The following is a 22,491-nucleotide window of genomic DNA, read 5'->3' as shown; positions in this document are numbered from 1 at the left end:
TCGTCCCCTTGGATCCTCGTCGGTGGCCGACATTCACGGCGGGGTAGCGGGTTCCGCCACCTCCGCCGGTCGGCGTTGACTGCCACACCGTAGTGATCGGATCGCACGGGGACCAAAGGCCGTTAACCCACACGAGTGGGTAGTCAGATGAACGCCAACACCCAGGGGTGACCAGGGCGTTCACCCGACCGACCGCACCGCCTCAGGAGGTCGCGCTGAACAGCCACTCCGCCTTGAGCTCGGCGTAGCCCGGCTTGATCACGTCGTTGATCATCGCCAGCCGCTCGTCGAACGGCAGGAACGCCGACTTCATCGCGTTCACCGTGAACCACTCCATGTCGCCCAGCGTGTAGCCGAACGCCTCCACCAGGTGCCCGAACTCGCGGCTCATGCTGGTGCCGCTCATCAGCCGGTTGTCGGTGTTGACCGTGACCCGGAACTTCAGCCGGCTGAGCAGCCCGATCGGGTGCTCGGCGTACGACGTGGCGGCCGCCGTCTGCAGGTTGGAGGTCGGGCACATCTCCAGCGGGACGCGCTTGTCGCGCACGTACGCGGCCAGCCGGCCCAGCTCGACGCTGCCGTCCTCGTTCACCGTGATGTCGTCGACGATCCGCACGCCGTGGCCGAGCCGGTCGGCGCCGCAGCACTGCAGGGCCTCCCAGATCGACGGCAGGCCGAAGGCCTCGCCCGCGTGGATGGTGAAGTGGTTGTTCTCGCCCTTGAGGTAGTCGAAGGCGGCCTGGTGGCGGGTGGGGGGGTACCCCGCCTCGGCACCGGCGATGTCGAAGCCGACCACGCCGCGGTCGCGGTGGCGGTTGGCCAGCTCGGCGATCTCCGAGGAGCGGGCCGCGTGCCGCATCGCGGTGATCAGGGTGCCGACGCGGATCCGGTGACCGGCCGCGCGGGCGTTGGCCTCGCCGAGGCGGAAACCCTCGTTGACGGCGTCGACGACCTCGTCGAGGGTGAGGCCGGCCTCCAGGTGCTGCTCGGGGGCGTAGCGGACCTCGGCGTACACGACGCCGTCGGCGGCCAGGTCCTCGGCGCAGTCCGCGGCGACCTTGATCAGGGCCTCGCGGGTCTGCATCACCGCACAGGTGTGCGCGAAGGTCTCCAGGTAGCGGACCAGCGAGCCGGAGTCGGCGGCCTCGCGGAACCACTCGCCGAGTTCCTTCGGGTCGGTGGTGGGGAGGCCCTCGTAGCCGACCGCGGCGGCCAGCTCGACGATGGTCTCGGGCCGCAGCCCGCCGTCGAGGTGGTCGTGCAGGAGCACCTTCGGGGCGCGGGCGATCTGGTCGGGGGTGGGGATCCGGGGGCCGGTGCCCGCGGTGGTGACAGGGGTCTGGTTCTCCATTGCGGGAGTGTAGCTCCTACGCGCGTAGACAGGCCACACCCGCGCGGCCGGTTCGGCCAATGTGCACCGGGAATTCCTCCGAAGGGCCGAGCGCGGCGCGCGGCGCGCCAGCTCAGTCGTGCTGCAGCAACCGCCCCCGGCGGGCCAGCACGAAGTCGCGGAACGCCGCCACCGGCGGGGTCGGCGGCCGACCCGCCGCCCAGGCCAGGCCGATCGCCCGCCGGGTGCGCGGCGCCGTCACCTCCAGCTCGACCGCCCCCGGCCGGGGCACCAGCGCGGGCGGCAGCAGCGCCACCCCGAGCCCGGCCGCGACCAGGCCGCGCAGCGTCTCGGCGTCCTCGCCCTCGAAGGCGAGCCGCGGCACGAACCCGGCCTCGGCGCAGAAGCCGTCGGTGATCGCGCGCAGCCCGTAGCCGCGCTCCAGCCCGACGAACGGGTCCCGGGCCACCTCGGCCAGCCGGATCCGGCGCCGCCCGGCCAGCCGGTGGTCGGCCGGCACCACCAGGTGCAGCCGCTGCTCGTCCAGCGGGCGGGCCACCAGCGCCGGGTCGTCCGGCACCGGCGAGACCAGGCAGAGGTCCAGCTCGCCGGCCAGCAACCGCTCCAGCATCGCGCCGACGTAGTCCTGCACCAGCTGGAACCGCACCTGCGGGTGCGCCGCCCGGAACCCCCGCAGCAGCGCCGGCACCGCGTCCGTCCCCATCGTGTGCAGGAAGCCGAAGACCACCCGCCCGGCCGCCGGGTCCGCCTCCGCCCGGGCCGCCTCCGCACCGCGTTCGACCTCGGCCAGCGCCCGCTCCACCGAGGCCAGCAGCAGCCGTCCGGCCCTGGTCAGCCGGACGGTCCGGCCCTGACGGGCCAGCAGGTCCACGCCCAGCTCGGCCTCCAGCCGGGCCACCGCCCGGGACAGCGTCGGCTGCGGCACGCCCAGCAGCGCGGCCGCCTGCGTCATGTGCTCCAGCCGGGCCACCGCCGCGAACTGCGCCAGCCGGGGCGCGAGTTGGACGGCCGGCAACTCCGGCCCCAGCTCCGCCGGCCGGTGCGGGCGATCGGCCTCGTCCGTGCTCTCCGCCACTCCCGCGCCATCCTCACCGCTTCGAACTGCACTCATACCCCTGCGCATCGATTCTCCCGCATTCATGCATTGGACGCATCAGAGCGGCCGGTCCTAACGTCGACGACATGCAGCCCGCCAGTACCGGGGCGTCCGCGACCGTGCCGGATGCCCTCGCCAAGCCGTCCCCGCTCGCCACCGACGACGCCCGCCACCGCCCCGGGCAGCGCGCCTTCCGCCGCGCCAACCTGGCCCTCTTCGCCGCCGGCATCGCGACGTTCGTCCTCCTCTACTCCACCCAGGGCCTGCTGCCGGTCCTCTCGGCCGACCTCGACCTCACCCCCGGCCAGGCCAGCTGGACGGCCTCCGCCGCCACCCTCGGCCTCGCCCTCGCCCTGCTCCCGGCCAGCGCCCTCTCCGACCGGTACGGACGCACCGCGGTGATGACGGCCTCCGTGCTCGCCGCCTCCGCGCTCGCCCTGGCCCTGCCCTTCGCGCCGGACCTCACCACCCTGGTCGTGCTGCGCGTCCTCCAGGGCGCCGCCCTCGCCGGGCTCCCCGCCACCGCGATGGCGTACCTCGCCGAGGAGATCCACCCCAGCGCACTGGCCTCCGCGATGGGGCTGTACGTGGCGGGCAACAGCATCGGCGGCATGGGCGGGCGGCTGATCTCCGGCTGGACGGCCGCCGGCTTCGGCTGGCGCTGGGGCCTGGCCGCCTCCGCCGCCCTCGCGCTGCTGGCCGCGCTCGCCTTCCGGCTGCTGATCCCGCCCGCCCGCCACTTCACACCCGCCCCGGTGGACGCCCGCGCGCTGGCCCGCACCGTCGGCCGCCACCTGGGCAACCCGCTGCTGGTCCGGCTGTACGCGCTCGGGCTGCTCTTCATGGCGGTGTTCGGCGCGGTCTACAACACCGTCGGCTACCGCCTGATCTCCGCGCCGTTCCACCTGCCGGAGTCGGTGGCGGCCTCGATCTTCGTCGTCTACCTGGTCGGCACCGGCACCTCCGCCGCCGCCGGACGGCTCTCCGGCCGCCTCGGCCGACGCGGCGCGCTGTACGTGGCGATCGGCGTGACCACCGCCGGCCTGCTGCTCTCGCTCGCCGACTCGCTGCTCTGCGCGCTGCTCGGCCTGGTGCTGATCACCGCCGGCTTCTTCGCCGGCCACGCCACCGCGTCCTCCGCCGTCGGCCGCACCGCCACCGAGGGCCGCGCCCAGGCCTCCGCGCTGTACCTGATCGCCTACTACCTGGGCAACAGCCTCGGCGGCACCATCGGCGCCGACGCCTACCACTCCACCGGCTGGCCCGGCGCGGCCGCCGTCGGCCTCACCGCGATGACCCTCGCCGCCGGCGTCACCCTCTACGCCACCCGCCGCGCCCACACCACCCGCCGTGCGGCCGTCCCGGTGGGGCGCTGACGATCGGCTTCTCCCCGACGGATACCTGACACAGGGTGTCGGGTATCCGCCGTAGCTTCCTCTCGTCGCCCAGCCCGTTCGACCGCCGACCGATGGACCAGAGGAAGAAGACGCCATGGCCACCTACGTACTCGTCCCCGGCATGCTGCACGGCGCCTGGTGGTACCGGCCGCTCACCGAGGGGCTCCGCGCCGCCGGGCACGAGGTGTACCCGGTGACGCTGACCGGCGTCTCCGAGCGCGGGCACCTGAACAACGCGGCGGTCGACCTGGACACCCACGTCCAGGACGTGGTCGGACTGCTGGAGGCGGAGCGGCTCACCGACGTGGTGCTGGTCGGGCACAGCTACGGCGGGATGGTCCTCTCCGGGGTCGCCGACCGGGTGCCGGAGCGGGTCGGGGCGCTGGTGTACGCGGACGCCTTCGTCCCCCGCGACGGCGAGTCGGCCTACCGGATCGTCAACGAGGTCTGGAAGCAGCGCTACCTGGCCGGCGCCGCGGCGGGCGGCGGTGTCACCGTGGTCGGATCGAACCCCGCCCTCGACCCGCGCGCCACCGTCCACCCGGTGGCCAGCCTCCTCCAGCCGATCGCCCTCACCGGCGCGGCCGACGCCGTCACCCGCCGGGTCTACATCCACGCCGAGCGCTTCGAGGACAGCCCGCTGCTGGAGACCTTCGACCGCCTGCGCGACGACCCGGCCTGGACCGTGCACACCCTCCCGGTCGGCCACGACCTGATCCACGAGGCCCCCGAGGAGTTCCTGAAGATCGCCCTCACGGCGGCCGGCTGAGCGACGGCGCGGCTGTCGGGGCCCGTCGATACATTCCGAGCATGAGCATCGATCCTGCTGTGTACGCTCGGTTGCGCGAGATCGCCGATCAGCTGCCGCAGATTCCCGGCATAGGGAAGGTCGAGATCGCCGACGGCGAGATCGTCATGACGATGTCGCCGGTGAAACGGCACGAGCTCGCCGTGATCCGCCTGGCCCGGCAACTGAACGCCCAGTTGCCGAACACCCACCCCGGCTACATCGCCCACGGTGGCGCGGATCTGGAGGACATCGGACTGGGACGGCTGCGCAATCCCGACCTGATGGTGTTCCCCGAAGCCGCCCTGGACGACGAGGGACGAGCTCTGCTCCCCCACGAGATCCTGCTGGTGGCGGAGATCGTCTCGAAGTCGAACCCGGAGAACGACTACCACGGCAAGGTCCGCGACTACGCGGCCATGGGCATCCCGCTCTACCTGCTGGTCGACCCCCGCAAGGGCACCGGCATCGTCCACGACGGGCCCGGCTACCCGTCCCGCAGGGAGTTCGCCTTCGGCGACACCGTCACCGTCGGCCCGTGGACGCTGGACACCGGTGTCCTGCGCACGTACGCCTGAGCGGCCGCACGTGCGCAGGACGGCGGGTCACGCGATGCGGTCCAGCACGATCGGGTTCGGGGTGAACGCGGTGCCCGCCGGGGCGACCTCGATGCCGCCGGCCAGCGCCTCGATCGCGTAGTCGTAGCGCTCGGGGGTGTCGGTGTGCAGGGTCAGCAGCGGCTGGCCGGCCACCACGGTGTCGCCGGGCTTGGCGTGCATCTCGACGCCGGCGCCGGCCTGCACCGGGTCCTCCTTGCGGGCCCGGCCGGCGCCCAGGCGCCAGGCGCAGACGCCCACCGCGTACGCGTCCAGCGCGGTGAGCACGCCCGAGGCCGGGGCCGGGATGACGTGCTGCTCGCGGGCGACCGGCAGCGGGGCGTCGACGTCGCCGCCCTGGGCGGAGATCATGCGGCGCCAGTGGTCCATCGCGGAGCCGTCGCGCAGCGCGTCGGCCGGGTCCTTGCCGTGCACGCCGGCCGCGGCGAGCATCTCGCGGGCCAGCGCCAGGGTGAGCTCGACGACGTCGGCCGGGCCGCCGCCGGCCAGTACCTCGACCGACTCGCGGACCTCCAGCGCGTTGCCGGCGGTGAGGCCGAGCGGGGTCGACATGTCGGTCAGCAGCGCGACGGTGTTGACGCCGGCCGCGGTGCCCAGGCCGACCATGGTGCGGGCCAGCTCGCGGGCGTTGTCCAGGTTCTTCATGAAGGCGCCGGAGCCGACCTTCACGTCCAGGACGAGGGCGCCGGTGCCCTCGGCGATCTTCTTGGACATGATCGAGGAGGCGATCAGCGGGATGGCCTCGACGGTGCCGGTGACGTCGCGTAGCGCGTACAGCTTCTTGTCGGCGGGGGCCAGACCGTCACCGGCGGCGCAGATGACGGCGCCGGCGTCGTGCAGCACCTTCATCATCTCGTCGTTGGAGAGCAGGGCGCGCCAGCCGGGGATCGACTCCAGCTTGTCCAGGGTGCCGCCGGTGTGGCCGAGGCCGCGGCCGGAGAGCTGCGGGACGGCGGCGCCGCAGGCGGCGACCAGCGGGGCGAGCGGCAGGGTGATCTTGTCGCCGACGCCACCGGTGGAGTGCTTGTCGCTGGTGGGCTGCGCGAGGGAGGAGAAGTCCATCCGGACGCCGGAGCGGATCATAGCGTCGGTCCAGCGGCTGATCTCGCGCGGGTTCATGCCGTTCAGCAGGATCGCCATGGCGAGGGCGGACATCTGCTCGTCGGCGACGTCGCCGCGGGTGTAGGCGTCGATGACCCAGTCGATCTGAGCGTCGCTCAGCTCTCCGCGGTCGCGCTTGGTCCTGATGACGGAGATGGCGTCCATGGCTGCTCCAAGAGGGGTTCAAAATGCGAAGAGTGTCGCGAGCTGGCCGGATTGCGGCCCCACTCGCGACACTCTACGCGCGTAACAGAAACAAAGACTAGAGCCGCTCCGGCCCGAACGCGTCGGGCAGGACCTCGCTCATCGGCTTCACGCCGGACGGCAGCTCGACCAGCAGATCGGGCCCGCCGTGCTCGTACAGCAGCTGGCGGCAGCGGCCGCACGGCATCAGCAGACCGCCGCTGCCGTCCACACAGGTGAACGCGGTCAGCCGGCCGCCACCGGTGGCGTGCAGCATGGAGACCAGGCCGCACTCGGCGCAGAGCGCGAGTCCGTACGAGGCGTTCTCCACGTTGCAGCCGGTGACCACCCGACCGTCGTCCACCAGCGCGGCCGCGCCGACCGGGAACCTGCTGTACGGGGCGTAGGCGTGGGTCATCGCCTCGCGCGCCGCCGCCCGCAGTGCCTCCCAGTCGACCGCCGCCGCGGGGGCCGTCACTTGCCCTGGCCCTTGCGGTAGATCTGGCCGTCGGCCTTCGGCGGCCGCAGCCGCTGCGAGGCCAGCGAGAGCACCACCAGGGTGATCACGTACGGCGTCGCCACGATCAGCGGACGCTGCACCTCCTCGGTGGTGGCGTACCAGACCGCCAGGCCGCCGGCCACCACGAAGGTGATCAGCGCGGCCGGGATCTTGCGGCGGTACAGGTTCCAGAGGGCCAGCAGGAACATCGCGATGGCGACCACCAGGATCAGCACGTGCACCGACTCCGGGTCACGGAGCTGGAGGCTGTCGGTGAAGCCGAACAGACCGGCGCCCATGGCCAGGCCCCCCGGCATCCAGTTGCCGAAGATCATCGCCGCGAGGCCGATGAAGCCTCGGCCGTTGGTCTGGCCGTCCTTGTAGAAGTGCGCCGCGACCAGCGAGAGGTACGCGCCGCCGAGGCCCGCGAAGGCGCCGGAGGTGATGACCGCGAGGTACTTGTACTTGTAGACGTTGACGCCCAGCGACTCGGCCGCCGTCGGGTTCTCGCCGCAGGAGCGCAGGCGCAGGCCGAACACGGTGCGCCAGAGGGCGAAGTAGCTGACCACGATCAGCGCGCCGGCCAGCAGCACGACCACCGAGATGTTGGTGACCAGACCGCCGAGCACGCCCGCGACGTCGGACACCAGGAACCAGTGGTGGGTCTCGATGTCCTTCAGCCCGGAGGAGAGCCCGGGGATGGTGATGTACGGCAGCGGATCGGCCGGCGGGGACTGGTTCGCCCCGGCGCCGACGGAGATGTAGTCCTTGTAGTAGATCCGGTTGACGTACGCGCAGATGCCGGGGATCAGCAGGTTGACGCCGACACCGGAGACGATGTGGTCGACGCCGAAGGTCACCGTGATGACGGCGTGCAGCAGACCGCCGAGCGCACCGCCGAGCATGCCGGCCACCAGGCCGAACCACGGGTTGACCAGGTAGCCGCCCCAGGCGCCGCAGAAGGTGCCGGCGACCATCATGCCTTCGAGGCCGATGTTGACCACGCCGGCCCGCTCGGACCAGAGGCCGCCCAGACCGGCCATGCCGATCGGCACGGCGGCGCTGAGCGCGGCGGTGACCTGGCCGGAGGAGGTCAGCGAGTGGTTGCCGGTGGCCATGCCCACGGCGGAGAAGAGGACCAGGGCGCCCGCGATCAGCAGCAGCACCACCGGCCAGGACAACTTGCGCTTCTTGGCGGGAGCGCCCGGCGCCTTCGCGCGGGCAGCGGTGGCCGTGCTCATGCGGACACCTCCTTCTTCTCGTTGGCGGCAGCCTGGGCCGCGAGCTCGGCGCCGACCTTCTGCTGCTGGCGCTTGAGGCCGTAGCGGCGCACCAGCTCGTAGGCGACGACGACGCAGATGACGATGGTGCCCTGCATGACCGGGACGATCTCGAACGGGAAGCCGCCCTGGAGGGGCAGCTGCGAGCCGGTGGCGTCCAGGAAGGCGAACAGCAGCGCGGCGAAGGCCATGCCGATCGGGCTGTTGCGGCCGAGCAGGGCGACCGAGATGCCGAGGAAGCCGAGGCCGCCCTGGAAGCTCTGACCGAAGTTGTACGAGTTCTGCAGCAGCTCGGGCATGCCGATCAGGCCGGCCAGCGCACCGGAGACCACCATCGAGGTGACGACCATGCGCTTGACGTTCACGCCGGAGGCGGTCGCGGCGGTCTCGGAGCGGCCGGTGGCGCGCAGGTCGAAGCCGAAGCGGGTGCGGGTCAGGGTGAACTGGAAGGCCACGCCGACCAGGATCGCGATGAAGAGGAAGCCGTAGAGCGGCCCGCCGTCGGTGTTGATCGCGAAGAAGTGGCTGGACTCCGAGACCGGGCTGGTCTGGATGGAGTTGCTGGTCGAGCTCTTCTCCGGCGCGAAGATGCCGGGGACGAGCAGCAGACCGACGATCGCCACCGCGATGGCGTTCAGCATGATGGTCGAGATGACCTCGCTGACGCCGCGGAAGACCTTCAGCAGACCGGCGATGCTCGCGTACAGGCCACCGACCAGCATGGCGGTGATCAGCAGCAGCGGGATCTGGATGAACGACGGCAGGTCGAGCCGGCTGCCGACGAACGCCGCGAACAGCGCCGCCACCTTGTACTGGCCCTCGACACCGATGTTGAAGAGGTTCATCCGGAAGCCGAAGGCGGCGGCCGCGGCGGCCAGGTAGTACGTGGTGGACCGGTTGAGGATGGCCACCTGGCCGTCCGACTTGGTGGCGTACGTGATCATCACGTTCCAGGCGTCGAACGGGTTCTTGCCCGAGGTCGCCAGGAGCACCGAACAGATCGCGACGGAGAGCAGCACGGCGAGCACCGGCGCTGCGAGGGCGAGCACGATCTTCTCGCCGTCGAACCGCTGCGCCAGCTTGCTCTTGGCCGCGGGGTTGGGACTGGTCATGTGGCTACTCCCCCGCCTGCGGGTCGGCGGTGTCGGTGGGGGTGTCGGACGAGGTGGCGTCCTGGGCGGCGGCGTCCTCGGTGGAGCCGGTCCCGGCGGCCTCGGCCTCGGTGCCCTCCGCGGTGACCGCGTGGAACTCCTCGACGGCCTCGGGCTCGGACTCGATGTGGCCGCGGGCGGCACCGGTCATCGCGGTACCCAGGTCCTCGGCGGTGACCGTGGCCGGGTCGGCGTCGGCCACCAGACGGCCGCGGTAGATCACCCGGATGGTGTCGGAGAGGCCGATCAGCTCGTCCAGGTCGGCGGAGATCAGCAGCACCGCGAGACCGGCCCGCTGGGCGGTCCGGATGTGCTCCCAGATCTGCGCCTGCGCGCCGACGTCCACCCCGCGGGTGGGGTGGGCGGCGATCAGCAGCTTGGGGTCGTGGCTCATCTCGCGGCCGATGATCAGCTTCTGCTGGTTGCCGCCGGAGAGCGACGCCGCGGTGACCTCGATGCCGGGGGTGCGGACGTCGTACTCGTCGACGATCCGCTGGGTGTCCTTGCGGGCACCGGCCGGGTCGAGCAGCATGCCCTTGGAGTTCGGGCTCTCGGTGACGTGACCGAGGATCCGGTTCTCCCAGAGCGGGGCCTCCAGCAGCAGGCCGTGGCGGTGGCGGTCCTCGGGGATGTAGCCGATGCCGGCCTCGCGGCGGCTGCGGGTGAGCGAGCCGGAGAGGTCCTTGCCGTCCAGTGTGACGGCGCCGCCGTCCAGCGGCAGCATGCCCATGATGGCCTCGACCAGCTCGGCCTGGCCGTTGCCCTCGACACCGGCGATGCCGAGGATCTCGCCCTTGTGGATCCGCAGCGAGATGTCGTCGAGCACCACGCGCTCGATGCCCTCGGCGTCGGTCTTGGCGATCCGCAGGTCCCGGACGTCGAGCATCTCGGTGGTGGTGACGGTCGACTCGCGGCTCCCCGGGGAGGGCAGCTCGGCACCGACCATCAGCTCGGCCAGCTGGCGCGCGGTGACGTTCGCCGGGTCGGCGTCGCCGACCGTGGTGCCGCGCCGGATGACGCTGATCGCGTCCGCCACCGACAGCACCTCGTGCAGCTTGTGCGAGATGAAGATGACGGTGACGCCCTCGGCCTTGAGCTCGCGCAGGTTGCCGAAGAGCGCCTCGACCTCCTGCGGGACGAGCACCGCGGTGGGCTCGTCGAGGATCAGGATCTTGGCGCCGCGGTAGAGCACCTTGAGGATCTCGACCCGCTGGCGGTCGGCCACGCCGAGGTCCTCGACCAGCGCGTCCGGGCGCACGCCCAGGCCGTACTGGTCGGAGATCTCCTTGATCTTCGCCTTCGCCTTGGCCCCGATGCCGTGGAGCTTCTCGCCGCCGAGGACGACGTTCTCCCAGACGGTGAGGTTGTCGGCGAGCATGAAGTGCTGGTGCACCATGCCGATGCCGCGCGAGATGGCGTCACCCGGGGTGTTGAACTCGCACTGCTCGCCGTTGATCGCGATGGTGCCCTCGTCCGGCTTCTGCATGCCGTAGAGGATCTTCATCAGCGTCGACTTGCCGGCGCCGTTCTCACCCATGAGGGCGTGCACGGTGCCGGTGCGGACGGTGAGGTTGATGTCGTGGTTGGCCACGACGCCGGGGAAGCGCTTGGTGATGCCGCGCAGTTCGACGGCCGGTGTCGCCGTCCCCGCGCTGGGGGTACCGCCCTTGCTGAGGGCGGGGTCGGATGCGGTGATGGCGATCTCCTGGTGGTCTGGAGGCGCGTCGTTGCGCTGGAGGGCCAAGAAAAAACGGTGGGGTACGGGACGGGGCCCGGGGGTACGCACTGAGCGCACCCTTCCGGGCCCCTCCCTGATGCTGCGTCAATCATTGCGCTGCCGGGCAGGCGGCAGCGGCAGCGACGTCCGGGCGCGCCTTACGGAGCGGTCGGGACGGTGGTGGCGCCGCTCTTGATGGCGGTGGCGGCGTCGTTGAGCTTGCCCTGGATGTCGTCGATCTTGCCGCCGGTGGTGGCGAGCGAGACGCCGTCGGCCTTCAGGTCGAAGTTCTTCACGCCGGTGAAGGGGGAGCCCTTCTTGGCGGAGTCGATGTAGGCGAAGACGGCCTTGTCGACGTTCTTCACCATCGAGGTGAGGATGCTGGCCTTGTACTTCGCCAGGGCGGGCTGGGCGGCCTGGTCGGAGTCGACGCCGATCGCCAGCTTGCCGGCGTTGGCGACGGCCTCGATGGCACCGTTGCCGGAGGAGCCGGCGGCGGTGTAGATGACGTCCGCGCCCTTGTCCAGCTGACCCTGCGCGGCCTCCTTGCCCTTGTCGGGCGAGTTGAAGCCGGAGAAGTCCGGGGGGGTGGTCAGGTAGGTGGTCTCGACCGCCATGCTCGGGTCGACGGACTTCACGCCCGCCTTGTAACCGGCCTCGAACTTCTTGATCAGCTCGGACTGCACACCGCCGATGAAGCCGACGTGCTTGGTCTTCGTCTTGAGGGCGGCGGCCACACCGGCCAGGTACGAACCCTCCTGCTCCGAGAACGTCAGCGAGGTGACGTTGCTCGGCTGGGTGTCGGACGCCGAGTCGATGATCGCGAACTTGGTGTTCGGGTTGTCCTTGGCGACCTTCTCGACGGCGCCCTGGTACACGAAGCCGACCGCGATGATCGGGTTGTAGCCGGCGGTGACCAGGTTCTTGAGCCGGGTCTCCTTGTCGGCCTCGGCCTCACCGGTCTTGGCGTCGGCCTCGGTGACGGCGACGCCCAGGTCGGCCTTGGCCTTGTCGAGACCGCGGGCGGCGGAGTCGTTGAACGACTGGTCGCCACGACCACCGATGTCGTAGGCCATACCGACCTTCAGGCCGCCCTCGGACGAGCCGGAGGAAGCGGTGGTGTCGTTGCTCTTTGCGCCGCAAGCGGCGAGCGAGGCGATGCCCAGGGAACCCGAGAGCACAACCGCAGCGAGCTTAGTAGAACGGCGCAAGGGAGTATCTCCTTCTCACACGCACCCGTTTAGCGTGGTCGGACGCCACCGTAACGCGCGTAGAACACGGTTGGGTCACAGGTCGCCGGAGCATTCGGGTTGTTATCAAACCGTGGTCTGACAGTCTTCCCGGGGCCCCTTTCCCGTACGCGGAGGGTGATCGGAACTGGCGCTGCCCAGTGTACGTAACCGGACAAAAAGCCAGGAAGCAGATAACTCGGGCGTTGCTCGATCGAGGCCCGGCCCGGTGAACCGACGACGGGCCCGGTCCGTTGCGGACCGGGCCCGGGACGCCCACCGGGGAGCGGACTACGCCCCCTCGGTCTCCAGTGCCAGCGCCGCGAACAGCTCCACGCCGATCCCGATCGCCCGCTCGTCCGCGTCGAAACGGCCCTGGTGAAGGTCACGGACCGTGCTGTCGCCGGGAGTGCGGACGCCGAGCCGGGCCAGCGCGCCCGGGGCGTGCTCCAGGTACCAGGAGAAGTCCTCGCCGCCGAGGCTCTGCTCGGTGTCCTCCACCACCTGCTCGGCGGCCGCCGTGGCGCGCCCCTCGTCCCGGTGCCCGAAACGGGCCGTCATCGCGGCCTCCAGCAGGCCCACCGAGACGGCCTCGTTGACCACCGGCGGCACCCCGCGGTGGTAGTCGAGCGTCCACTTCGCCCGGTAGGTCTCGGCCAGCTTGGCGATCAGCTCGTGCAGCAGGTCCGGCGCCTCGCGCCAGCCCTCCAGCTCCAGGCAGCGGACGGTGCCCTCCAGCTCGGCGTGCTGCGGGATGACGTTGGGGGCCGAGCCCGAGGCGATCCGGCCCCAGACCAGGCTGACGCCCCAGCGCGGGTCCATCCGGCGGGACAGCGCGGCCGGCAGGTCGGCGGCCATCCGGGCGATCGCGGTCACCAGGTCGGTGGTCAGGTGCGGGCGGGCGGTGTGGCCGCCGGGGCCGTCCAGGTGCAGCACCAGGCGGTCGCAGGCCGAGGTGATCGCCCCGGTGCGCAGCGCGATCCGGCCGGCCTCCACCTTCGGGTCGCAGTGCACCGCGAAGATCCGGCCGACGCGGTCCATCCCGCCGGCGGCGATCACGTCCAGCGCGCCGCCGGGCATCAGCTCCTCGGCGGGCTGGAAGATCAGCCGGACCGGGCGGCGCAGCTCGCCGGACCGGGCCGCCTCGGCGAGCACCAGGGCGGTGCCCAGCACGACGGAGGTGTGCACGTCGTGGCCGCAGGCGTGGGCCCGGCCGGCGACGGTCGACCGGTACGGCACGTCCGTCTTGGCGTCGTCGATGGGCAGCGCGTCGATGTCGGCGCGGAAGGCCAGGAACTCGGCGCCGCGCGGGGCGCCCTCCGGGACGATGTCGACGATCATCCCGGTGCCGCCGGGCAGCACCCGGGGGGCCAGACCGGCGGCCGTCAGCCGGTCGCGCAGCAGGGCGGTGGTGCGGAACTCCTGGCGGCCCAGCTCCGGGTGGCGGTGCAGATCGCGGCGGAACGCGATCAGCTCCGACTCCAGCGCCGCGACACGGTCGCGCAGGGCGGCGACGGGGCGGGCAGCGGTGGGCATGACGGCCGGCTGGGCGGACTCAGGACGGTTCATCTCAACAAGGGTAGGCCTGTTGGGGGGATTTGGCCCGACTTCCCGAAAAGAAGTCCCCGTATGGGCGCATAGGGGCTGAGCAGGTGGGTATGACATCTCGTTTCAGTCGCCTTCCCCGGGTTGCGTGCCCTGTGCAACGACGACCCGCACCGGCGGTCACGGGGCCACTCCGACGGGGGATTGACGCCGTTCGGGACGGCTGGAGGACCCACCGGGGTGGACGTCCCCCACCGCGGCGCGAGCCCGGTCGGCGTCATTGAGATGATCGGACGAGCGACCGACGTACTTCCCCCGACCGACGCGTTCCTCCAGGGAGTGGCAATGACCGAGCACAAGGTGGCCGTGGTCACCGGAGCCAGCAGTGGAATCGGCGCGGCGACCGCCCGCCGGCTCGCGGCCGAGGGCTTCGAGGTGGTGCTGACCGCCCGCCGCACCGAGCGGATCGAGGAGCTCGCCAAGGAGCTCGGCGGCCGCGCCCACACCCTGGACGTCACCGACCGGGCGGCCGTGGACGCCTTCGCGGCCGAGGTCGGCCGGGTGGACGTCCTGGTCAACAACGCCGGCGGGGCGATCGGCGCGGAGCCGGTCGAGACCGCCGACCCGGCCGACTGGCTGGCGATGTACCAGGTGAACGTGCTCGGCGTGCTGCACATGACCCAGGCCCTGCTGCCCGCGCTGCGGGCGAGCGGCGACGGCACCGTGCTGGTGCTCTCCTCCACCGCGGCGCTGGCCGCGTACGAGGGCGGCGGCGGCTACGTGGCGGCCAAGCACGCGGCCCACACCATCGCGGCCACCCTGCGGCTGGAGCTGTGCGGGGAGCCGATCCGGGTGATCGAGATCGCCCCCGGCATGGTCAAGTCCGAGGGCTTCGCCGTCACCCGCTTCCGGGGCGACGAGGAGAAGGCCGCGGCCGTGTACGCGGGCGTCGCCGAGCCGCTGACCGCGGACGACGTCGCGGACACCGTCGCCTGGGCGGTGACCCGGCCCCCGCACGTCAACATCGACCTGCTGGTCGTCCGCCCACGCGCCCAGGCCGCCAACCACAAGGTGCACCGGGTCTGACGTCCGGGCGGCGCGGGCGGGCGGTCCGACGCCGGGGCCATGATCCACGCGGTCCCCCGGCAGTGATACATACGTGCGATGAGATCTCTTCGGGCCGCCCGCCCGCGCTTTCTGCTGACCGCTTTCGCGGCCGGCACCCTGCTTCTCGGCTCCGCCTGCAACGACAGCACCAAGCCCGCCCAGGACGGGGCCGCCGCGGCCCCGTCGGCCGCCCAGGCCACCCCGACGGCCACCTCGACGGCCACCCCGACGCCGACCGCCAAGCCCACCGGCGCCGACGACCCCGCGCTCAAGCCGTTCTACGGCCAGCAGATCGCCTGGGCCGCCTGCCCGGCCGACCCGCAGGCCGCCCGGGCCAAGATCGACATATCCGCGATGCTCTGCGGCCGGCTGCACGTCCCGCTCGACTACACCGCCCCCGCCGCCGACGCCCTCGACCTCGCGCTGATCAAGCTGCCCGCCGCCCGGCCGGACCAGCGGCTCGGCTCGCTCATGGTCAACCCGGGCGGCCCGGGCGCCTCCGGCGTCGAGATGGTCAAGTACGGCGCCACGGAGTACGACGGCACCCTGCACGACCGCTTCGACGTGGTCGGCTTCGACCCGCGCGGCACCGGCGAGAGCTCCCCGGTGGTCTGCTACGACGACAAGCAGCACGACGAGGTCAACCAGCGTGACACCCCGCTGGAGCCGGCCGCCCGCACCGCAGACCGGGTCGGGAACGCCACCGACCACGCCGCCGCCTGCCAGGCGAAGTCCGGCCGGCTGCTGCCCTTCGTCGGCACCCGCAACACCGCCCGCGACCTGGACGTGCTGCGCGCCGCCGTCGGCGACCGGAAGCTCAACTACCTCGGCATCTCCTACGGCACCTACCTCGGCGCGCTCTACGCCGAGGAGTTCCCGCAGAACACCGGCCGGCTGGTCCTGGACGGCGCCGTCGACCCCGCCCAGGACCGGCTGGACCACGGCGTCGACCAGCAGATCGGCTTCGAGAAGTCCTTCGAGCGCTTCGCCGCCGACTGCGTGAAGAACCACGCGGCCGAGTGCCCGCTCGGCAAGGACCCGGCCAGGGCCGCCCAGAAGGCCGCCGACTTCCTGGACGGCCTGTACGGCCACCCGATGACCGCCTCCGACGGCCGGAAGGTCGGCCGCGACCTCGCCTGGACGGGCGTCATCAGCGCGCTCTACGGCGACGAGAAGACGTCCTGGACGTACCTGCGCAACGCGCTCGGCTGGGCCATGGTCGGCCACAAGGTGGACCCGCTGCTCGCCTCCGCCGACGGCTACGACGGCCGCGACGAGAAGGGCCACTTCAGCCCGATGGAGGAGGCGAACCGCGCGATCAGCTGCGCCGACGCCGCCCCGCCGGCGCCCACCGCGGAGCGCGCCCAGCAGGCGGTGGCCAGGCTCCTGGCCGAGGCCCCGCTGGTCTCCAAGGGCGTCACGGTGGAGGACTACAGCGAGGCCGGCTGCGCCCGCTGGCCGTTCCGGACGACGGAGCGGCCGCACGCCGTCCGCGCCGAGGGCAGCGCGCCGATCCTGGTGGTCGGCACCACCGGCGACCCGGCCACCCCGTACGCCTCCGCCGAGGCGCTCGCCAAGGGCTTCGCCGACGCCACCCTGCTGACCCGGGTCGGCGAGGGGCACGGCGCCTTCGGCAAGGGCAACGGCTGCGTCGACGCCGCCCTGACCGCGTACCTCGTCGAGGGGACGATGCCGGCGCCGGGGACGCGCTGCTCCTGAGTGGAGCCGGCGGCCGAAAGGCCTGGACGATTAGCAGATGTGAACGGGGAGGGCGCTGACACCGAGGTGTCAACGTCACAACTTGATAGCTCGATCGGATGAATTCCGCGTGCGCTCTCCCCAACTGATGACTGCTCAACTACCGTTGAGCCGCTGCCCGGCGGGTCTCGAACACCGCCCCGCGGCCTCATACTTCACCTGCTTCACCACCCCCTTTCACCGGCACCTTCCCGCCCTCACGAGGAGGACCCGCTGGCCAGCGACATCCCGTCACCGCGGCTCGATCCCAGCTCCGAGCCGACCCTCCTCGGGTTGCACCGCTTCAACGAGGCCGACGCCGGCGCGGCCGAGGAGGCCCTCCTGGCCTGCTGCGGCAGCCACCGCTGGGCCCTGCGGCTCACCGCCCACCGGCCCTACCCCGACATAGAGTCCCTGCTGGCCGCGGCCAGCGAGGCCTCCTACGACCTGCGACCGGCCGACCTGGCCGAGGCGCTGGCGGACGAGAGCTGGATGCCGCAGCCGCTCCTGGGCATGCGCGCACCCGGCAGCCAGGCGGCGCACACCGCCCTTCGCGCCGCCCACGCCGCGTACGAGGCCCGGTTCGGGCACGTCTTCGTGGTCTGCCTGGAAGGGGTGGCCCCCGAGGAGATGCTCGACACCGTGCTCAGCTCGATCCGCACCCGGCTGGCGCACGACCCGGACGAGGAACGGCTGATCGCCTCGGACGAGCTCCGCCGGATCGCCCTGACCCGGTTGGAGCACCTGGTCGCCACCCACTCCGAGGCCGGAGCCCGCTGAGCCGGGCCCGCCCTCACCCGTGCGCCTGCGCGGCGCGGAGCTTCGCCACCTGCTGCCGGACGATCCGCTCGTCCGGCACGGGGGCGGGCTCCGCGCCGACGCCGACGGTGGTGAGCACCGCCAGCACCGGTCCGACCCGGGCCACCACGGCACGCTGGGCGAGCACCACGCTGCCCGACTCACTCGTCAGGGTGAACCCGGTCACCGCGTCGGCTCCCCCGGGCGTGGGCGTGTCGTCCCGGATCAACCGGTGCCTGGTCCGCACCGGCTTGCGGCTCTTCTCCGCCGGCGGCGGCGGCGCGCTGGAGACGAACGAGGCGCACGGGCCGAACAGCTTCTCCAGCTCCGACTGCAGCAGCGCCGCCCGCCCGGTCCGGTAGCCGAGCAGTCCTCCGTACACGCCCCCCTGGGGATCGGCCGCCCGCGCCACGCTCAGATCGGTCTCCGCGTACGGATCCCCCGGGCCCGGCGAGGCGGTGGCGCCGCCCGCCGCCACCGCCGGGGTCACCGCGTCCAGCAGCGGCTGGCAGACGGGCAGGTCGGAGACCTCCCGGCCGCCGCCCGAGCCGGTCTCGCCGTGACCGGGCGTCATCACCGTCACCGTGTACCCGGCCCCCAGGTCGCCGTCGGCCACCGCGGCCGCCCGCAACTCGGCGGCGGACAGCTCGCGGGCCGGCGCGGCCCGGTCGGCGGAGCCGCCGACCGTGGTGCAGCCCGCGGCGAGCAGCAGGGCGCAGACCGCGACGGCGGGGGACGGGCGGCGGGGCGGGCTGAGCGGCACGGGGGCCTCGGCAGAGTGTCGGCGACGGAAGCGGCGGCCACGGTAGCGCAGTCGAACGGTCACGCTGCGTGGCCGTGGGGCCTCCGGAGCCGCCCGGGTTCCCGCCGCACTAGGCCAGTCGTGCCTGATTGATCACACCTCGGGCCCCCGGAGGCGGTTCGCAATAACGCGTCGATAGGATGCTGGCGGCCGGTGGACCGTACCCGGCCGGGCTGACCGACACCGAAGCCGGCCGAGCCCCCAATCGCTTCCGGAGGGTTTTTCCGTGCCGGCTGGAACGCTGTACCGCGGCCGGGAAGGCATGTGGAGCTGGGTGGCTCATCGAGTCACCGGCGTCCTCATCTTCTTCTTCCTGTTCGCTCATGTCCTGGACACCGCACTGGTGCGAGTGTCGCCCGAGGCGTACGACTCTGTGATTCAGACGTACAAGACGCCCCTGGTGAACCTGATGGAGTACGGCCTGGTGGCCGCCATCCTGTTCCACGCCCTCAACGGCCTGCGGGTCGTCGCCGTCGACTTCTGGTCGAAGGGTCCGAAGTTCCAGAAGCAGATGCTCTGGACCGTGGTCGGGGTGTGGGTCGTCCTGATGGCGGGCGCCTTCTACCCGATCCTTCAGCACACGCTGACCACCTGGTTCGGGAAGTGATCTGAGACATGTCCACGGAAATCTCCGACGCCCTGGTGGTCCCCTCCGCCCACGCGCACACCGGCAAGGGCCTCGGCACCGGCAACCCCGCCGACGCCTTCGTGGTCGAGCCGGCCCGCCAGCGGACCAAGAAGACCCCGCGCCGCACCCGGACCAACTTCGAGATGCTGGCGTGGCTCTTCATGCGCCTGTCCGGCATCGTCCTGGTGGTCCTGATCCTCGGCCACCTGCTGATCATGCTGGTGCTCGACGGTGGCGTCTCCAAGATCGGCTTCGCCTTCGTGGCCGGCCGCTGGGCCTCGCCGTTCTGGCAGGGCTGGGACCTCCTGATGCTCTGGCTCGCCATGCTGCACGGCGCCAACGGCATGCGGACGGTCATCAACGACTACGCCGAGAAGGACTCCACCCGGCTCTGGCTGAAGGGCCTCATGGGCGCCGCAACGGTCTTCACCGTGCTGCTCGGCACCCTGGTCATCTTCACCTTCGACCCGAACATCTAATCGGCAGAGGCCAGAGGCGAGTTAGAACCCCCATGCAGATTCACCAGTACGACACCGTCATCGTCGGCGCCGGCGGCGCCGGCATGCGCGCGGCCATCGAGTCGACCCAGCGCAGCCGCACCGCGGTGCTCACCAAGCTCTACCCCACCCGGTCCCACACCGGCGCGGCCCAGGGCGGCATGTGCGCCGCCCTCGCCAACGTCGAGGAGGACAACTGGGAGTGGCACACCTTCGACACGGTCAAGGGCGGTGACTACCTGGTCGACCAGGACGCCGCCGAGATCATGTGCAAGGAGGCCATCGACGCCGTCCTCGACCTGGAGAAGATGGGCCTGCCCTTCTCCCGCACCGAGCAGGGCCGGATCGACCAGCGCCGCTTCGGCGGTCACTCCCGCAACCACGGCGAGGCCCCGGTCCGCCGGTCCTGCTACGCGGCGGACCGCACCGGCCACATGATCCTCCAGACGCTGTTCCAGAACTGCGTCAAGCACGGTGTCGAGTTCTTCAACGAGTTCTACGTCCTCGACCTGCTGATCAACGAGGGCAGGACGGCCGGCGTCGTCGCCTACGAGCTGGCCACCGGCGAGATCCACGTCTTCCAGGCCAAGTCGGTCGTGTTCGCCTCCGGCGGCACCGGCAAGTTCTTCAAGGTCTCCTCCAACGCCCACACCCTCACCGGTGACGGCCAGGCCCTGGTGTACCGCCGCGGCCTGCCGCTGGAGGACATGGAGTTCTTCCAGTTCCACCCGACGGGCATCTGGCGCATGGGCATCCTCCTCACCGAGGGCGCCCGCGGCGAGGGCGGCATCCTGCGCAACAAGGACGGCGAGCGCTTCATGGAGCGCTACGCCCCCGTCATGAAGGACCTCGCGTCCCGTGACGTCTGCTCCCGCGCGATCTACACCGAGATCCGCGAAGGCCGCGGCTGCGGTCCGGACGGCGACCACGTCTACCTGGACCTCACCCACCTGCCGCCGGAGCAGCTGGACGCCAAGCTCCCGGACATCACCGAGTTCGCGCGCACCTACCTCGGCATCGAGCCCTACACGGACCCGATCCCGATCCAGCCCACCGCGCACTACGCGATGGGCGGCATCCCGACCAACGTCGCCGGTGAGGTGCTGCGCAACAACACCGACGTCGTCCCGGGCCTGTACGCGGCCGGCGAGGTCGCCTGCGTCTCGGTGCACGGCGCCAACCGCCTGGGCACCAACTCGCTGCTGGACATCAACGTGTTCGGCAAGCGCGCGGGCATCGCCGCCGCCGACTACGCGCAGACGGTGGACTACACCGAGCTGCCCGAGAACCCGGCCGAGAAGGTGCAGGCGCTGGTCGAGGGCCTGCGCGAGTCCACCGGCACCGAGTCCGTGGCGCAGATCCGCAAGGAGCTGCAGGAGACCATGGACACCAACGCCATGGTCTACCGCACCGGCGCGACGCTGAAGCAGGCGGTCGAGGACATCGCCGCGCTGCGCGAGCGCTACAAGAACGTCTCCATCCAGGACAAGGGCTTCCGTTACAACACGGACCTCCTGGAAGCCGTCGAGCTGGGCAACCTGCTCGACCTGGCCGAGGTGCTGGCCGTCTCCGCGCTCGCCCGCGAGGAGTCGCGCGGCGGTCACTACCGCGAGGACTTCCCGACCCGTGACGACGTGAAGTTCATGCAGCACACCATGGCGTACCAGGAGGTCGCCGAGGACGGCACCACCTCCATCCGCCTCGACTACAAGCCGGTCGTCACGACCCGGTACCAGCCGATGGAGCGTAAGTACTGATGAGCACTCCTACTGCGGAGAAGCACTCGGCCGCTCTGGACGCGGCCGAGGCGGGCGGCGTCCAGCTGATCACCGTCACCTTCCGGATCCGCCGGTTCAACCCGGAGGAGCACCCGGACCCGGTGTGGGTCGACTACCAGCTGACCCTCGACCCGAAGGAGCGCGTCCTGGACGCGCTCAACAAGATCAAGTGGGAGCAGGACGGCACCCTCACCTACCGCCGCTCCTGCGCGCACGGCATCTGCGGCTCCGACGCGATGCGGATCAACGGGCGCAACCGGCTGGCGTGCAAGACCCTGATCAAGGACGTCAACCCGGAGAAGCCGATCACGATCGAGGCCATCAAGGGCCTCACGGTCCTCAAGGACCTGGTCGTGGACATGGACCCGTTCTTCCAGGCGTACAAGGACGTCATGCCGTTCCTCATCACCAAGGGGAACGACCCGACCCGCGAGCGCCTGCAGTCCGCCGAGGACCGCGAGCGGTTCGACGACACCACCAAGTGCATCCTGTGCGCCGCGTGCACGTCGTCCTGCCCGGTCTTCTGGAACGACGGCCAGTACTTCGGACCGGCCGCGATCGTCAACGCGCACCGCTTCATCTTCGACTCGCGCGACGAGGGTGCGGAGCAGCGGCTGGAGATCCTGAACGACCGTGAGGGCGTCTGGCGCTGCCGGACCACCTTCAACTGCTCGGAGGCCTGCCCCCGCGGCATCGAGGTCACCAAGGCGATCCAGGAAGTGAAGCGGGCCCTGGTCACCCGCCGCTTCTAGTTCCTGCCCGAGCACGCCGAGGCCCCGTCCGATCACCCGATCGGACGGGGCCTCGGCGTTGCGGCTACTCGGCGGCGGGCTCGCGGCGGGTGGCGCGGAGGCCGCGGAGACCGATGGCGCCGACGGCGACGCCGAGGACGAAGGAGGTCACGGCGAGCAGGAGGTGGATCCAGAAGAAGGCGGTCGGCTGGGAGTGGTCGCCGTCGGTGAAGGCCTGGCCGCCGGAGTCCTTCCAGAGGTTCTTGACGAAGGTGATCCAGATGATCATGGACCAGACGCCGAAGGCGGTCAGGAACCAGGAGGTGCGGCGGCTGAGCTTCATGGAGCGTCCTCGGCGGCTGAGGTGAAGATGGTGTGCGGTTCCAGTATGCGCGGGCGGCCGTTCGACGTACGGTGGCCCCCTCCTGCGGAGGACGGGCCCGGAGGGGCGGACGGCGGC

The 22,491-nt window shown here is 71.5% G+C and carries 21 protein-coding genes; 10 read left to right on the top strand and 11 right to left on the bottom strand.

Annotated elements, in window-relative coordinates; all coding sequences use genetic code 11:
• Positions 1-202: 202 nt before the first annotated feature.
• Positions 203-1,351: an adenosine deaminase gene (locus ABZ497_RS05645; RefSeq protein ID WP_329488009.1), complete on the bottom strand. Its 1,149-nt coding sequence runs from the start codon at positions 1,349-1,351 to the stop codon at positions 203-205.
• Positions 1,352-1,463: 112 nt separating this feature from the next.
• Entirely contained in the window at positions 1,464-2,378 is a 915-nt protein-coding gene (locus ABZ497_RS05640) for a LysR family transcriptional regulator (protein WP_359803679.1), read from the bottom strand.
• A 155-nt stretch (positions 2,379-2,533) separates the two neighbouring features.
• Here ABZ497_RS05640 and ABZ497_RS05635 point away from each other — a divergent pair, with 155 nt between their 5' ends.
• The 3 genes from ABZ497_RS05635 (at position 2,534) to ABZ497_RS05625 (ending at position 5,209) form a co-directional block, all read left to right on the top strand.
• Positions 2,534-3,823, top strand: coding sequence for an MFS transporter (locus ABZ497_RS05635; RefSeq protein WP_359803571.1), 1,290 nt, complete (start codon positions 2,534-2,536; stop codon positions 3,821-3,823).
• Positions 3,824-3,938: 115 nt separating this feature from the next.
• Positions 3,939-4,613: an alpha/beta hydrolase gene (locus ABZ497_RS05630; protein WP_359803569.1), complete on the top strand. Its 675-nt coding sequence runs from the start codon at positions 3,939-3,941 to the stop codon at positions 4,611-4,613.
• A gap of 41 nt (positions 4,614-4,654) precedes the next feature.
• On the top strand, positions 4,655-5,209 hold the full coding sequence (locus tag ABZ497_RS05625) for a Uma2 family endonuclease (protein ID WP_359803567.1): 555 nt from the start codon (positions 4,655-4,657) through the stop codon (positions 5,207-5,209).
• 27 nt (positions 5,210-5,236) lie between these two features.
• Here the strand turns inward: ABZ497_RS05625 and ABZ497_RS05620 are convergent, their stop codons facing one another.
• The 7 genes from ABZ497_RS05620 to ABZ497_RS05590 all read right to left on the bottom strand — a co-directional run bounded on the left by ABZ497_RS05620 (position 5,237) and on the right by ABZ497_RS05590 (position 13,944).
• Positions 5,237-6,514, bottom strand: coding sequence for a thymidine phosphorylase (locus ABZ497_RS05620; RefSeq protein WP_359803565.1), 1,278 nt, complete (start codon positions 6,512-6,514; stop codon positions 5,237-5,239).
• Between the two features lie 97 nt (positions 6,515-6,611).
• Complete coding sequence (locus ABZ497_RS05615; RefSeq protein WP_329488014.1) at positions 6,612-7,010, bottom strand: cytidine deaminase; 399 nt, start codon at positions 7,008-7,010, stop codon at positions 6,612-6,614.
• Positions 7,007-8,272: an ABC transporter permease gene (locus ABZ497_RS05610; protein WP_352291250.1), complete on the bottom strand. Its 1,266-nt coding sequence runs from the start codon at positions 8,270-8,272 to the stop codon at positions 7,007-7,009. The genes ABZ497_RS05615 and ABZ497_RS05610 overlap by 4 nt, the downstream gene beginning before the upstream one ends.
• The gene (locus ABZ497_RS05605; protein ID WP_359803563.1) at positions 8,269-9,423 is read right to left on the bottom strand and encodes an ABC transporter permease; all 1,155 of its coding nucleotides are present in this window, start codon (positions 9,421-9,423) and stop codon (positions 8,269-8,271) included. The genes ABZ497_RS05610 and ABZ497_RS05605 overlap by 4 nt, the downstream gene beginning before the upstream one ends.
• A 4-nt stretch (positions 9,424-9,427) precedes the next feature.
• Positions 9,428-11,086 (bottom strand): ABC transporter ATP-binding protein, encoded by a 1,659-nt coding sequence (locus ABZ497_RS05600; RefSeq protein ID WP_359803677.1) that lies wholly within the window; start codon positions 11,084-11,086, stop codon positions 9,428-9,430.
• Positions 11,087-11,337: 251 nt separating this feature from the next.
• A complete protein-coding gene (locus ABZ497_RS05595) occupies positions 11,338-12,390 on the bottom strand; it encodes a BMP family ABC transporter substrate-binding protein (RefSeq protein WP_329488017.1) in 1,053 nt (350 codons plus the stop codon).
• A 309-nt stretch (positions 12,391-12,699) separates the two neighbouring features.
• Positions 12,700-13,944 (bottom strand): amidohydrolase, encoded by a 1,245-nt coding sequence (locus tag ABZ497_RS05590; RefSeq protein ID WP_359803675.1) that lies wholly within the window; start codon positions 13,942-13,944, stop codon positions 12,700-12,702.
• Positions 13,945-14,298: 354 nt separating this feature from the next.
• On the opposite strand from ABZ497_RS05590, the gene ABZ497_RS05585 reads away from it, so the two are divergent.
• The 3 genes from ABZ497_RS05585 (at position 14,299) to ABZ497_RS05575 (ending at position 17,577) form a co-directional block, all read left to right on the top strand.
• A complete protein-coding gene (locus tag ABZ497_RS05585) occupies positions 14,299-15,039 on the top strand; it encodes an SDR family oxidoreductase (RefSeq protein ID WP_359803561.1) in 741 nt (246 codons plus the stop codon).
• A 78-nt stretch (positions 15,040-15,117) separates the two neighbouring features.
• Positions 15,118-16,779: an alpha/beta hydrolase gene (locus tag ABZ497_RS05580; protein WP_359803560.1), complete on the top strand. Its 1,662-nt coding sequence runs from the start codon at positions 15,118-15,120 to the stop codon at positions 16,777-16,779.
• Positions 16,780-17,091: 312 nt separating this feature from the next.
• Positions 17,092-17,577: a 2-oxo-4-hydroxy-4-carboxy-5-ureidoimidazoline decarboxylase gene (locus ABZ497_RS05575; protein WP_329488020.1), complete on the top strand. Its 486-nt coding sequence runs from the start codon at positions 17,092-17,094 to the stop codon at positions 17,575-17,577.
• A 13-nt stretch (positions 17,578-17,590) separates the two neighbouring features.
• Here ABZ497_RS05575 and ABZ497_RS05570 read toward each other — a convergent pair whose 3' ends face one another.
• A complete protein-coding gene (locus ABZ497_RS05570; protein ID WP_359803558.1) occupies positions 17,591-18,358 on the bottom strand; it encodes a hypothetical protein in 768 nt (255 codons plus the stop codon).
• Between the two features lie 265 nt (positions 18,359-18,623).
• Here ABZ497_RS05570 and sdhC point away from each other — a divergent pair, with 265 nt between their 5' ends.
• The 4 genes from sdhC to ABZ497_RS05550 are packed head-to-tail and all read left to right on the top strand — an operon-like array spanning position 18,624 to position 22,052.
• A complete protein-coding gene (gene sdhC / locus ABZ497_RS05565; RefSeq protein WP_329488022.1) occupies positions 18,624-19,004 on the top strand; it encodes a succinate dehydrogenase, cytochrome b556 subunit in 381 nt (126 codons plus the stop codon).
• A gap of 8 nt (positions 19,005-19,012) precedes the next feature.
• A complete protein-coding gene (locus tag ABZ497_RS05560; protein WP_329488023.1) occupies positions 19,013-19,504 on the top strand; it encodes a succinate dehydrogenase hydrophobic membrane anchor subunit in 492 nt (163 codons plus the stop codon).
• Positions 19,505-19,536: 32 nt separating this feature from the next.
• Complete coding sequence (gene sdhA, locus ABZ497_RS05555) at positions 19,537-21,279, top strand: succinate dehydrogenase flavoprotein subunit (RefSeq protein WP_329488024.1); 1,743 nt, start codon at positions 19,537-19,539, stop codon at positions 21,277-21,279.
• The gene (locus tag ABZ497_RS05550) at positions 21,279-22,052 is read left to right on the top strand and encodes a succinate dehydrogenase iron-sulfur subunit (protein ID WP_352291254.1); all 774 of its coding nucleotides are present in this window, start codon (positions 21,279-21,281) and stop codon (positions 22,050-22,052) included. Before sdhA ends, ABZ497_RS05550 begins: the two co-directional genes overlap by 1 nt.
• A 64-nt stretch (positions 22,053-22,116) precedes the next feature.
• On the opposite strand, the gene ABZ497_RS05545 is transcribed toward ABZ497_RS05550, so the two are convergent.
• The gene (locus ABZ497_RS05545; protein WP_352291255.1) at positions 22,117-22,374 is read right to left on the bottom strand and encodes an SCO4848 family membrane protein; all 258 of its coding nucleotides are present in this window, start codon (positions 22,372-22,374) and stop codon (positions 22,117-22,119) included.
• Positions 22,375-22,491 lie beyond the last annotated feature (117 nt).

Origin of the sequence: Kitasatospora sp. NPDC005751, from assembly GCF_040630835.1 — a bacterium.
Lineage (GTDB): Bacteria > Actinomycetota > Actinomycetes > Streptomycetales > Streptomycetaceae > Kitasatospora.
Note: the sequence above shows the minus strand (reverse complement) of the source record. Positions and strands in the feature narration are given on the sequence as shown.